Origin of the sequence: Bradyrhizobium sp. (assembly GCF_047605465.1) — a bacterium.
Taxonomy (GTDB): domain Bacteria; phylum Pseudomonadota; class Alphaproteobacteria; order Rhizobiales; family Xanthobacteraceae; genus Bradyrhizobium.
This window is the reverse complement of the sequence record NZ_JASGFS010000103.1, coordinates 1-13,015: the sequence shown is the minus strand read 5'-3', so window position 1 is coordinate 13,015 and position 13,015 is coordinate 1. Positions and strand designations below refer to the sequence as shown.

The window sequence follows — 13,015 nt, the reverse complement described above, 5'->3', positions numbered from 1 at the left end:
GGAGGCAGTTTCGCGGCCGCAGGGAACAACTGGCATGGCGGCGGCGGCAATTGGCACGGTGGCGGCTGGCGTCGTCCGGGCGGCGGCTTCTGGCCCGGCGTCGCGGCCGGTGCAGCGATCGGCGCCCTTGGCTCGTCCTACGCGTATTACGGCGGCCCGTATTACGGTGATCCCTACTACTATGGCGACGACAGCTACTATGACGACAGTTCGGTCGCCGTCGTGCCCGACAGCGGCGGAGATTCATCGGCCTACTGCGCACAGCGCTACAAGTCGTACGATCCCGCGTCGGGCACTTATCTCGGCTACGATGGACAGCGGCATCCCTGCCCCTAGTCACATCATCGACATCTGAGCAGAATGGCGTCGCAGAAATGCGGCGCCATTTTCGTATGCGGACCTCATCAGCTGCGACGAATTGTACACATCATCGCGAAGGACGCGTGAATTCACCGCACCGTGCATATCTCCCCTGATCCAATCCCAAATTGACCCATCCCTCGATTCGCCTATATCACCGTTGGCTGTGGGACTTCGATCTACTGGGAAGGGTCATGCCGCGTATCCTCGTGGTAGATGACGATCCGATGGTCGGCGCGACCATCGAGGTCCTCCTCCAACGTCAGGGCTTCGACGTCATGCTGACCGACGGCGGCGAAGCTGGGCTCGCTGCGCTGGAAGCGCAGGCGTTCGACGTGATGCTTGTCGACATCTTCATGCCGCACATGCGCGGGTTTGAATCCATCCGGATCTTTCACGAGCGCGCGCCGTCGATCCCGCTGATCGCGATGTCGGGCTACGCCTTCGCCTCGTCCGCTTCGCCGTCTCCCGATTTCCTCCGCATGGCGCTCGAACTCGGCGCAACGCACTGCCTGCGCAAGCCGTTCACGCCCGAAGTGCTGCTGGCCACGATCCGCGAATGCCTCACCGGCGCCGCTTCGGCAGCACAGCCGAAGGACAAGAAAGAAGCCCCTTGATTCCCTCGCAGCGCGTCATTCTGGGTGCCGGACTTGCCATCCTCCTGATCATCACCGCGGCCTCGATCGGACTCGACGTCAAATCGCGGTCGGATGCCGCCTGGGTCAATCACACCGTCGAGGTCCTGAAAAAGATCTCCGATATCCGCCTGCTCGTTCACCGCGCCGAGAGCGCGGCGCGTGGATACGAGATCTACCACACGGCAGGTTTCATCGACGAATTCCAGGCCGCGAGCAGCCAGGTTGCTCCCGCGCTCGCCGCGATCAAGCTCGCCATGCGCGACAATGCCGACCAGGAGACGCTGCTCGAGAGCACCGCGCCGCTGATCATGCGCCGGATGGAGGTTGCCGCCGAGGCACTTCGGCTGCGGGCGAAGGGCGACACCGACGGCATCAACGCCCTGAAGGACCGCGCCGAGGGTCGCGGCCTGATGGAGACGCTTACGGCCAATCTCGATCGGCTGGCCGTGGGCGAAGCAAAGCTGCTCGCCGACCGCGAGGCGGATTCGCGCCGGACCGGCATCGTCCTGCTCGGCATCGACGTGATCGGAGCGCTGGTGATCCTGCTGCTCGTCACGATGCTGCTGCGCGAGAGCCAGCGCACCACGGTGCAGCTCCAGAGTTCGCTGCACGAGACGCAGGCCGCCAAGGAGGCACTCGAAGCCGCCGTCGCCGAACGTACCGAGCATCTGGTCACCGCGCATGACGAGCTTCGCCTGTCGGTCAACGTGCTCCAGAGCACGTTCCACAGCATGGCCGAAGCGGTGCTGGTCATCGACAGCGAGGGCAACGTCCTTCTGTCCAATCCGGCCGCCGAGCGCATGCTGCTGCACCGGACCGGCATGAACGTGACCAATCTGCGCGCGTTGTCGGATGTGTTCCAAGGCGACGGCGTCACGCCGGTCAAGCCCGACGAGATGCCGTCGGTGCGCGTGCTGCGCGGCGATGCGTTCGAAGAGCTGGAGATCGTCGTTCGCCCGCATAACGGCAACGCCGCGCGCCATCTCATGATCAGCGGCCGACCGATGCGGGACGGGCAAGGCAGCATTTCCGGCGCAGTGCTGGTCTATCACGATGCCACCACCTCGCGCGAGACCGAGCGGCAGTTGCACCAGTCGCAGAAGCTCGATGCGGTCGGCAAGCTGACCGGAGGCGTCGCGCACGACTTCAACAACATGCTGACGGTGATCTCCGGCAACACGGAAACGCTGGTCGCCAGCCTGAAGCAGCAGCCCGAGCTCCAGCGCGCCGCGCGACTGATCGACGATGCCGCCGAACGCTGCGCCGAGCTGATCCAGCACCTGCTGGCCTTCGCCCGCAAGCAGCCGCTTCAGCCGCGCAACGTCGAGATCAACGCCGCGATCTCGGACATCGCGAAGCTCCTGCGCCCGACCCTCGGCGAGCAGATCCAGATCGAGACGGTGCTCGAGCAGGGTCCGATGACCTCGCACATCGATCCGTCCCGACTCACCAACGCCGTGCTCAACATGGCGATCAATGCCCGCGACGCCATGCCCCACGGCGGCAAGCTGCTGCTCGAGACCCACCGCGTCGTGCTCGACGACGCCTATGCGCAGGCCAATGCGGAGGTCCGGCCGGGCCAATACGTGATGCTCGCGGTCAGCGACAGCGGCACCGGCATGCCGCCCGACGTCCAGCTCAAGGCGTTCGAGCCCTTCTTCACCACCAAGGAAGTCGGCAAGGGAAGCGGCCTCGGCCTCTCCATGGTCTACGGCTTCGTCAAGCAATCCGGCGGCCATATCAAGATCTATAGCGAGCCGGGCCACGGCACCACGATCAAGCTGTATCTGCCGCCGGGCGAAGGCATGATCGAGGTGGCCGCCGCCGCAACGCCGCAGGCCGAAGGTGGCGCCGAGACCATTCTGGTGGTCGAGGACGATACGCTGGTGCGCAATTTCGTCACCGCGCAGCTGCAGAGTCTCGGATACAAGACGATTGCCGCCGCCGACAGCAAGGCCGCGCTGCAGCTGATCGAAGCGGGCCAGCCCTTCGATCTCCTCTTCACCGACGTCGTCATCCCCGGCGGCATGAGCGGGCGCGAGCTCGCGGAGAAAGCAGCCAGGATCCGCGCGGGGCTGAAGGTGCTCTACACGTCCGGCTATACCGACAACGCGATCGTCCACCACGGCAAGCTCGACGACGGCGTGATGCTCCTGACCAAGCCCTATCGGCGCAACCAGCTCGCCGAGATGATCCGGCTCGCTCTGAACAACGGAACGAAGGCGAGCTAGCCGCCTGCTCCAGCCTCGCCGGTGACGATGGCCCAGCGTGAACCCCGCATGGCCGTCGACCGCCGAGGTTCAATTTCCCAGCGCAATGCCGTCCCGGCGCGGGTCGGCAGCGCCGATCAGTCCGCCGCCGTCCTTGTCCTGCCAGATGGCCTGAGCCGTTCCGATCGGGTTTTCCGCCCAGCGCGGCGCGTGTCCCAGCTGCGCCAGCCCGTCCATCACGGCGCGCGGAAGCGTGTGCTCCAATTCCATATCGGTGCCGCGCGCAAAGATGCGCGGGAAGTCGATCGCCTCCTGCAGGGTCATGCCGTAATCGAGCACGTTGGACAGCAGGAGCATCTGCCCCATCGGCTGGAAATGCCCGCCCGTGACACCGAACGACATCGCCGTCTCGTTGTCGCGCGTCAGCAGCGCGGGAATGATCGTATGCATGGGCCGTTTTCGTCCGCGGATGACGTTCGGATGATCCTTGGCGACAGAAAAGCCGCATCCCCTGTTGTGAAGAAGCACGCCGCTCCGGGCGGCAACGATCCCGCTTCCGAAATCGTCGAAGATGGAGTTGATCAGCGACACCGCGACGCGGTCTTCGTCCACGACGGAGATATAGGTCGTATCGCGATGCTCCGGCATCGGACAGGGAAGCGCCCACGCGTCGTTGCGCTTCGACATGTCGATCCGGCCGGCGATGGCCCGGATCCTGTCCCCGGCCAGCAACTCGTTCGTGACCTCTTCGGCCGAAGCCGGATCCGCGACGAACGCGTCCCGGTCGGCATAGGCGGCGCGGGCGACTTCAGCCAGGAGATGAAATCGCTGCACCGACATCGCCTCGTATTTGCCGCGCGGTTCGCCGTCGAGCAGCATCGCCATCTGCAGCGCGGTTACTCCCTGCCCGTTCGGTCGGCATTCCCACAATTCGTGGCCGCGATATCTGCAGGAGATCGGCTGTTCATAGGCCGGAGCCCAGGCGGCAAAATCATCCGGCGCGTGCACACCATCCAATTGCGCGAGGGTTCGCACGATGTCGTCGGCGATCCATCCCTCGTAGAAGCAATCCGCGCCCTCCTCCGCGATCGACCTCAATGTCCGCCCGAGCGCCTGCTGCACGTGCCGTTCGCCGGCGGCCGGCGACCGTCCCTGCGGAAGGAAGATCTCGCGGCACGCCGGATGCCGGCTCAGCTTGGTGATCTGCTGGCTCCAGTCCCGTGCCAGCCGCGGTGAAACCGCATAGCCGCCCTCGGCCAGCATGATCGCCGGCGCCAGCAGTCGCCGCCATTCCAGCCTGCCGTGGTCGCTCGCCAACCGGCTCCAGGTACGAACGGCGCCAGGCACGGTCACGGCCTCTGCAGCACCTGGATCGATCTGATCGATGCCTCGTTCCGCAAGCGCGGCCGCGGACGCGCCCCGTGGAGCCCAACCAGAGCCGTTGATGGCAAGCACGGCTTGTCCCGGCTTCTTCAGGAGAGCGAAGCAATCGCCGCCGATCCCGGTCTGGCTCGGCTCGACGACCGCGAGAACGGCCGCGGCGGCGATCGCGCCGTCGATCGCGTTGCCACCGTCCCTGAGCGCGTCCAGGGCGGCCAGGGACGCGAGCGGGTGCGAGGTCGCGACCATGCTCCGGAATCCGTGGACTTCGGAGCGGCCGGGACGCTGAAAGTCCCTCATCTGCGGATATCCGTCCCTCGGCAAGTTGCCACGCGCCGCGCGCCCATTTACGAGACCACGGTCGTCGCCTTGAGCTGGGGCTCCGCCGACGGCTCCTGGAAGATCTGCTCGAGCGGAATGCCCCGCGTCTCGCGCCCCAGCAGCGCCATCGACACCGCCTGAACCACCAGCAGCACGCCGATCGCCGTGACCACGCCCGAGATGCCGTAGGCATTGAACACGGAGACGATCAGGAAGGGCGTCACCAGCGTGGTCAGCCGCGCGATCCCGATGCAGATCGCGTTGCAGCGGACGCGAACCGCGGTCGGAAACAACTCGGGCAGATACACCGCCTGGATCGTCGCCAGGAGAAAGTAGACGAGGCTGAACAGCACGAAGCCGCAGATCACCGCACTGAATTGGCTCGTCGCCTGGCCAAACAGCACGGAGAGCGCCGCCGCCAGAACCGATCCGACGATGACCGCCGGCCGGCGCCCGATCCGGTCGATGATCGCAAACGCGATGAACGCACCCACCGGGCCGCCAAGCGACATCAGCGCCGACAGGCCGAGCGACTGGTTGATCGGCATGCCCTGCTTCAGGAGGAATGACGGGATCCAGTTCACGAGACCGTACAGCGCCGCGAACATCGCAACCTGCAGGATCGTGCCGAGAACGAGCGGACGGATCAGCTTCGCCTGCCATAGATTTTCGTGTTTGGCGGCCTGCGACGTCAGCGGAGCCTGAAGCGTGCCGCCCTCCTCGATGACCTTGCGTTCGATCGCGCCGACGATCTGGTCCGCCTCCTCGAAACGCTTCTGCGATTCCAGCCAGCGCGGAGACTCCGGCAGGGATTTGCGCAGCCACAGCAGGCCGAGAGCGCAGACGCCCGGCACCACGAACATCACGCGCCAGCCGAACACCGGAATCAGCGCCCAGCTCATCATGGTCGATGCGAGCAGGCCGAAGCTGGACATCATCGACAGAAGCGCCTGCCAGCGTCCCCTGCGGGCCGGCGGCGTGAATTCGGAGAGCGTGCTGTAACCGACGGTCAGCTCGGCACCGAGGCCGACGCCCGCGATGAAGCGGAAGATCGTGAGATAGAAGATATCGGGCGCGGCGGCGCAGGCCAGCGTGGCCACACCGAACACCGCGAGGTTGAACTGGAAGGTCAGCCTGCGGCCGTAGCGATCGGCGATGATCCCCGACCCGATCGTGCCGATGAGCATGCCCGCGAACGTCGCCGACACGAAGGTCGCATTCTGTGCGAGATCGGAGAAACCGATCGCCAGCAACTGGCCGAGGACGGCGCCCGCGACATAGATGTCGAAATTGTCGGTGAACAATCCGCCGGCCACGAGCCCGAACAGACGCCGGTGAAAATTGGTGGTCGGAAGCCGGTCCAGTCGCGCCGCCGCCGTGTGTCGGGATTCCTGCATCGTTTTCCCCCTAGCGCCTGGCGATACAATCGATTTCGACGAGTGCGTCGCGCACCAGGTCGGTGACGCCGACGCAGGTCCGGACCGGCCGCTCCCCTTCGACGAAGAACCGGCTGTAGACGGCGTTCAGACCCTCGTAGTCCCGCTTGAAGCTGGTCAGGAAGACGCGGACGCTCACCACGTTGCGCAGCGTCAATCCCAGCGAGGCCAGCACGCGCTCCATGTTCTGGAGCGTGCGCTCCGTCTGCGCTTCGATGCCGGCAGGGAGTGGCTCCTCCGGCACGTCGAGATTGCGGCCGAACTGTCCGGTCAGAAAAACGAAGCCGTCGGCTTCGACGGCATGGCTACTTGGCGACATCGATTTTGGGAAGCCATCCAGAATGTGCCGCTTGATGATCGTCATGAGAGCCTCCCGCCTCGTGTTCGCCTCGTTGAGGTCGGCACGCATCGCGCGACCCCGACCATTGCCGAGAAACTACGTCGCTGCTCTTGCGAATTGGGCGCTAATTTGATGTGCTTTACGCAAATATTTCTCAGGGGAGCACATATGACAGCGACGATCGATGCAGCCGATGCCCGCATTCTTCGCTTCTTGCAGAAGGACAATACGCGGCCTCACAGGGAGATCGCGGACAAGATCGGGCTCTCGGTCGCGGCCGTCGCGCGGCGCATCCAGCGGCTGCGCGAGGAGAAGATCATCGCGTCCGACGTGAGCGTCGTCGATCAGGATCGCGTCGGGCGGCCGCTGACGCTGATCGTGGAAGTCATCATCGAGAACGAGCGGCTCGATCTGCTCGACAAGATGCGCAAGCGGTTCGCCGACTGCCCACAGGTGCAGCAATGCTATTACATCACCGGCGAAGTCGACTTCATCCTGATCATGAATGTCCGCGACATGGAGGAATACACCAACCTGACGCGCGAATTGTTCTTCGAAGGCGGCAACGTCAAGAATTTCCGCACCTTCGTCTCCATGCGCCGCATCAAGACGGGATGCGAGGTGATCGTATCCGGCTGATCTCCGCCGCGCGTCGTGGCGCGCGCATGCTGCACATTTTTCTCGCAGCAGCGCCGAAAAACGCGCCAAACGCGCATGAGGGCTGAGCTAGAAGAAGCCGATGCGGCAGTTCGGATTGGAGGTCGATCCGTGCAAGCCGCTCTCAGCTTCCGACCCACGGTGACGGCCATGACGCTTCTGTTGAACAGGGATCCTCAATATCGCACGCCGCTAGAGGAGGCGGATCGGCGAAGTCTGGACGACGCGGCGGCCGGCGAAGCCCTGGATTTCCTCAGCAGGCGAGACGACTACGCGCCGACCCCGTTGCACGAATTGCGGACGCTTGCGCGGCGGCTCGGGCTCGGCGCCGTCTTCGTCAAGGACGAGAGCGCGCGGCTGGGACTCGGGAGCTTCAAGGCGCTCGGCGGATCCTACGCCGTCGAAAAGCTCGTGCTGGAAGAGGCCGGCAAGCACCTCAACCGCTCCTTCGGCGCGCGCGACCTGCACGATCCCGATGTGCAGCAGATCGCGCGAACGGTCACCGTGGCCTGCGCGACCGACGGCAATCACGGACGATCGGTCGCGCAAGGCGCGCGGCTCATGGGCGCGAACGCCGTGATCTTCGTGCATGCCGGTGTGAGCGAGGAGCGCGCGCGCGCCATTGCGCGCCTCGGCGCCCGTATCGTCCGCGTCGACGGAACCTACGACGACAGCGTCGCGGAGGCATCGCGCGTCGCCGCCGAGAATGGCTGGATCGTCGTGTCCGACACCTCATGGCCCGGCTACGAACGGATCCCGTCGCTGGTCATGCAGGGCTACACCGTCATGGTCGGCGAACTGATGGCGCAGATGCCGGCGCCTCCGACGCACGTGTTCATTCAGGCCGGCGTCGGCGGCATCGCGGCCGCCCTCGCCGCGCGCTTCGCCCTCCTGCTGCGCGAGCGGCGGCCGTTCGTGACGGTGGTCGAGCCGGCGCGGGCCGCCTGCGTCCTCGAGGCGGCGATGTCGGGCAAAGCCGTCAGGATCGACGCCGGCGCATCTACCGTCATGGCCATGCTGGAATGCTACGAGGCCTCGCTGGTCGCCTGGCGCATCCTGTCGAAGGTCGGCGATGCCTTCATGACCGTCGACGAGACCGACGCCGTCGACGCGATGAAGAGTCTTGCCGGCCCGGGCGGAGCGGACGCGCCGATCGTGTCGGGAGAGAGCGGCGCGGTCGGCCTCGCCGGACTGATGCGCGCGGTCCAGGACACGGACATGAGAGGCGCGCTCGGCCTCGGCCCGGACTCGCGGGTGCTTCTCGTCAGCACCGAGGGCGCGACCGACCCCGAGCAATATGCGAGGCTCACGGGCATGGCGCCCGACGAGGTGGCGCGGCCGGCCCCGATGCCCTTCGCGGCCAGCTAGCGCGTCGCCAGCGCGACGCCGGCGAGCGTGAAGATCAGCGCGGCGATCTCGCGCACGCCCAGCGGCTCGTGCAGCGTCACCGCCGAGGCCACGACCCCGATCACCGGCACCGCCATGGTGCCGATCGCGGCGACCGAGGCCGGCAGGCGCGCCAGCGCGGCGAACCAGCACACATAGGCGGCGCAGAACTGCATCGTCACCGAATAGAGCAGCAGCAGCCAGCCGAACGGCGTCACCAGTGCCGGATGCGCGGTCTCGAGCACGAAGCTCGCGATCGCGACCGGCAGGCAGCCGAGGCCGACCTGCCAGGCCGCCGCCGTGATCGGCGGCAGCTGGATCGGGTACTTCTTGGACAGCACCGTCCCGACCGCGAAGCCGAGCGCGCCGACCAGCGCCATGGCGATGCCCGGCAGCTTGGCCGCGCTTCCCGCCAAGCCGTCGCCGCTCATGATCGAGGCGAGCCCGGCAAAGGCCATCACCAGCGCGATCGTGCGCAGCAGCGTCGGCCGCTCGCCGAGCACCGGCCAGGCGATGATCGAGGCCCAGATCGGCATCGTGTAGGCGATCAGCGCCGTCTCGCTCGCCGGCAGCCACAGCAGCGCAAGCCCCATCAGCACCATCCAGCCGGTGACGTTGAGGACGCTGGCGATCAGGAGCCGCGGCCAGATGCCGGGCGCGACCCGGAGGCTGTCGCCGCGCAGCAGCGCGATCGTGGCCAGCAGTAGTGCCCCGAGCACGCCGGTCACCCCGCGCAGGGTCAAAGGCGGAAGTTCGGTGAGGAGGAATTTCGTCACCGGCCAGTTCAGTCCCCAGCCGATCGAGGTGATGGCGAGGAACATCAGGCCGGCCGGGGCGATGCGCGATCGCGCATCCCGGCGAGTCGAATCAAGCATGTGGGCAATCCGGCAGAATTCGCGGTGACCTTGGCGCGGATTCGCGCCCACCGCCACTACCTCGGCGGGCATGCCTGCCCCCACCCTCCGTAAGGCGACGTGAGTCCCGCCGGCGCAATCCCGTTCGCCAAAAAAATACCTGCCCTGTGAACAGCGGGATGAAGGGTTCGTCGCCACACAGGATGGAAATTTTTTCGGTTGGGAATCCCTGAGGACTCACCGATACTTGCCTCCACAACAGGCGCGGGCTTGCCCCCTGTTATCCCCGACAATCCACCATATTTAGTATTTGATTCAGGAACTCTTACTAGTTCTTGACGGGCGCGACGGAGAGTCCTAGCTTTCGGTCCGTTCGGCGCGAGTGAGTTTGCGTCCCGCCGGCACTCCCCCAAAGGGTCCGCAAGACACCACTCCGCCAGGCCAGACAAAGGCAGCGGGTCGAGGGCATGTGTGCCCTCCGGAAACGGGCTTTTCGGGCGCCAGAACGGGCCGGCAACAGGCTCGGATGGCATCGGTTGAAGTTGTGATGTTGTGGGGCGTTGAACGCATGCCGGGGCCATCCCGTTGGGGCGGATGGGTCCGGGCATGCCGGCGGATGATCGGTGCGCGCATCGAGCCATCGCGTCGGGAGAACATGGACCGGGGTTCCACCCGGCTGAACTGCGAAGCCTCGGGGTCGGCAACGGCCTTCGGGAACTCGCGAAGCGAAATATCGATCCGGGCGCCTGAACGGAGGCGGTCCGGTCAAAAATAGGACGGGGCAAGACGATGCGGATTGAGCGGCGCCACACCACGGCAGGACAGTCACCTTACGCGGGAATCGAATTCCGCCTGACCACCTCGGAGATCCGGAATCCCGACGGTTCGGTCGTGTTCAAACTCGACGGTGTCGAGGTCCCGACCGAATGGTCGCAGGTCGCCTCCGACGTGCTGGCCCAGAAGTATTTCCGCAAGGCCGGCGTCGCCGCGCGCCTGAAGAAGGTCGAGGAGGAATCCGTCCCCTCCTTCCTGTGGCGCTCCGTGCCCGACACCGAGGCGCTCGCCGCGCTGCCCGAGAAAGAGCGCTTTGTCAGCGAGCTCTCGGCCAAGCAGGTGTTCGACCGCCTCGCCGGCTGCTGGACCTATTGGGGCTGGAAGGGCAAGTACTTCTCCACCGACGAGGATGCCCAGGCCTTCTACGACGAGCTGCGCTACATGCTCGCCATGCAGATGGTCGCGCCGAACTCGCCGCAATGGTTCAACACCGGCCTGCACTGGGCCTACGGCATCGATGGTCCCGGCCAGGGCCACTATTACGTCGACCCCTTCACCGGCAAGCTGACCAAGTCCAAGTCGGCCTACGAGCACCCGCAGCCGCACGCCTGCTTCATCCAGGGCGTCGGTGACGACCTCGTCAACGAGGGCGGCATCATGGACCTCTGGGTCCGCGAGGCCCGCCTGTTCAAGTACGGCTCCGGCACCGGCTCCAACTTCTCGCGCCTGCGCGGCGAAGGCGAGAAGCTCTCCGGCGGCGGCCGCTCGTCCGGCCTGATGAGCTTCCTCAAGATCGGCGACCGCGCCGCCGGCGCGATCAAGTCGGGCGGCACCACGCGCCGCGCGGCCAAGATGGTCGTGGTCGACGTCGATCACCCCGACATCGAGACCTATATCGACTGGAAGGTGAAGGAGGAGCAGAAGGTCGCCGCCCTCGTCACCGGCTCCAAGATCAACCAGAAGCACCTCAAGCTGGTCCTGAAGGCCTGCGTGAACTGCGAGGGCTCGGGCGACGATTGCTTCGATCCCGAGAAGAACCCGGCGCTCCGCCGCGAGATCAAGCTCGCCCGCCGCAGCCTGGTGCCCGACAACTACATCAAGCGCGTCATCCAGTTCGCCAGGCAGGGCTACAAGGACATCCAGTTCGACATCTACGACACCGACTGGGATTCCGAGGCCTACCTCACCGTCTCCGGCCAGAACTCCAACAACTCGGTCTCGCTGAAGGACGACTTCCTGCGCGCGGTCGAGACCGACAGCGACTGGAATCTCGTCGGCCGCACGACCAAGAAGATCACCAAGACGCTGAAGGCCCGCGACCTCTGGGAGAAGATCGGCTACGCCGCCTGGGCGTCGGCCGACCCGGGCCTGCACTTCAACACCACCATGAACGACTGGCACACCTGCAAGTCGTCAGGCGACATCCGCGCGTCCAATCCGTGCTCGGAATACATGTTCCTGGACGACACGGCGTGCAACCTCGCCTCCGCCAACCTGCTGACGTTCTACGACACCGCGACCAAGCAGTTCGACGTCGCGGGTTACGAGCATCTGTGCCGGCTCTGGACCGTCGTGCTGGAAATCTCGGTCATGATGGCGCAGTTCCCCTCGCGCGCGATCGCCGAGCTCTCCTACGAGTTCCGCACCCTCGGCCTCGGCTACGCCAACATCGGCGGCCTGCTGATGACCATGGGCCTGTCCTATGACAGCAAGGAAGGCCGTGCGCTCTGCGGCGCGCTGACCGCCGTGATGACCGGCATCACCTACAAGACTTCGGCCGAGATCGCCGCCGAACTCGGCACCTTCCCCGGCTACAAGAAGAACGCCGCGCACATGCTGCGCGTGATCCGCAACCACCGCCGCGCCGCGCACGGCCAGGCCTCCGGCTACGAGGCGCTCTCGGTCAACCCGGTGCCGCTCGACCACGCCTCCTGCCCGCAGGCCGACATGATCGCGCATGCGATGGCGGCCTGGGACGCGGCGCTCGAGCTCGGCGAGCAGCACGGCTATCGCAACGCCCAGACCACGGTGGTCGCGCCGACCGGCACGATCGGCCTCGTCATGGATTGCGACACCACCGGCATCGAGCCCGACTTCGCGCTGGTGAAGTTCAAGAAGCTCGCCGGTGGCGGCTACTTCAAGATCATCAACCGCGCGGTCCCGGCGGCGCTGCGCGCGCTCGGCTACCGCGAGAGCGAGATCGCGGAGATCGAGGCCTACGCCGTCGGCCACGGCTCGCTCTCCAACGCGCCGGGCATCAACGCCTCGACGCTGAAGGCCAAGGGCTTCACCGACGAGGCCATCGCCAAGGTCGAGAAGGCGCTGCCGACCGCGTTCGACATCAAGTTCGCCTTCAACAAATGGACCTTCGGCGAGGACTTCATCCGCGACCAGCTCGGCATCGGCGCCGAAGCCATCGCGGCCCCCGGCTTCGACCTGCTCCAGGCCGTCGGCTTCACCAAGCGCGAGATCGAGGCGGCCAACGTCCACATCTGCGGCGCGATGACGGTGGAAGGTGCCCCGCACCTCAAGGCCGAGCACTATCCGGTGTTCGACTGCGCCAATCCCTGCGGCAAGATCGGCAAGCGCTATCTGTCGGTCGAGAGCCACATCCGCATGATGGCGGCGGCGCAGCCCTTCATCTCGGGCGCGATCTCCA

General features: G+C 65.9%; 10 protein-coding genes. 6 read left to right on the top strand and 4 right to left on the bottom strand.

Annotated elements, in window-relative coordinates; genetic code table 11:
* From QM712_RS35090 to QM712_RS35080, 3 genes are all read left to right on the top strand, one after another.
* Positions 1-336 (top strand): BA14K family protein (locus tag QM712_RS35090; protein ID WP_415027734.1); only part of this gene is annotated, 336 nt, incomplete at its 5' end.
* Between the two features lie 218 nt (positions 337-554).
* Positions 555-977 carry a response regulator gene (locus tag QM712_RS35085; RefSeq protein WP_415027733.1) on the top strand — a complete coding sequence of 141 codons (423 nt, stop codon included), beginning with the start codon at positions 555-557 and terminating at the stop codon, positions 975-977.
* Positions 974-3,229 carry a CHASE3 domain-containing protein gene (locus QM712_RS35080; protein ID WP_415027732.1) on the top strand — a complete coding sequence of 752 codons (2,256 nt, stop codon included), beginning with the start codon at positions 974-976 and terminating at the stop codon, positions 3,227-3,229. The genes QM712_RS35085 and QM712_RS35080 overlap by 4 nt, the downstream gene beginning before the upstream one ends.
* Positions 3,230-3,298: 69 nt before the next feature.
* Here QM712_RS35080 and QM712_RS35075 read toward each other — a convergent pair whose 3' ends face one another.
* From QM712_RS35075 to QM712_RS35065, 3 genes are all read right to left on the bottom strand, one after another.
* Positions 3,299-4,837: a gamma-glutamyltransferase family protein gene (locus tag QM712_RS35075; protein ID WP_415027731.1), complete on the bottom strand. Its 1,539-nt coding sequence runs from the start codon at positions 4,835-4,837 to the stop codon at positions 3,299-3,301.
* 98 nt (positions 4,838-4,935) lie between these two features.
* Positions 4,936-6,306, bottom strand: a complete 1,371-nt coding sequence (locus QM712_RS35070; RefSeq protein ID WP_415027730.1) for an MFS transporter — start codon at positions 6,304-6,306, stop codon at positions 4,936-4,938.
* A gap of 10 nt (positions 6,307-6,316) precedes the next feature.
* Positions 6,317-6,709 (bottom strand): RidA family protein, encoded by a 393-nt coding sequence (locus QM712_RS35065; RefSeq protein WP_415027729.1) that lies wholly within the window; start codon positions 6,707-6,709, stop codon positions 6,317-6,319.
* Between the two features lie 144 nt (positions 6,710-6,853).
* Here QM712_RS35065 and QM712_RS35060 point away from each other — a divergent pair, with 144 nt between their 5' ends.
* Both QM712_RS35060 and QM712_RS35055 read left to right on the top strand, forming a co-directional pair.
* Positions 6,854-7,324 carry an Lrp/AsnC family transcriptional regulator gene (locus QM712_RS35060; protein WP_415027728.1) on the top strand — a complete coding sequence of 157 codons (471 nt, stop codon included), beginning with the start codon at positions 6,854-6,856 and terminating at the stop codon, positions 7,322-7,324.
* A 168-nt stretch (positions 7,325-7,492) separates the two neighbouring features.
* On the top strand, positions 7,493-8,710 hold the full coding sequence (locus QM712_RS35055; RefSeq protein ID WP_415027727.1) for a diaminopropionate ammonia-lyase: 1,218 nt from the start codon (positions 7,493-7,495) through the stop codon (positions 8,708-8,710).
* Here the strand turns inward: QM712_RS35055 and QM712_RS35050 are convergent.
* On the bottom strand, positions 8,707-9,603 hold the full coding sequence (locus tag QM712_RS35050) for a DMT family transporter (protein WP_415027726.1): 897 nt from the start codon (positions 9,601-9,603) through the stop codon (positions 8,707-8,709). The two genes, QM712_RS35055 and QM712_RS35050, sit on opposite strands and share 4 nt — an antisense overlap.
* Positions 9,604-10,371: 768 nt before the next feature.
* Between QM712_RS35050 and QM712_RS35045 the strand changes: the two genes are divergently transcribed.
* Positions 10,372-13,015: vitamin B12-dependent ribonucleotide reductase (locus QM712_RS35045; RefSeq protein ID WP_415027725.1), on the top strand; the 2,644-nt coding region annotated here is incomplete at its 3' end.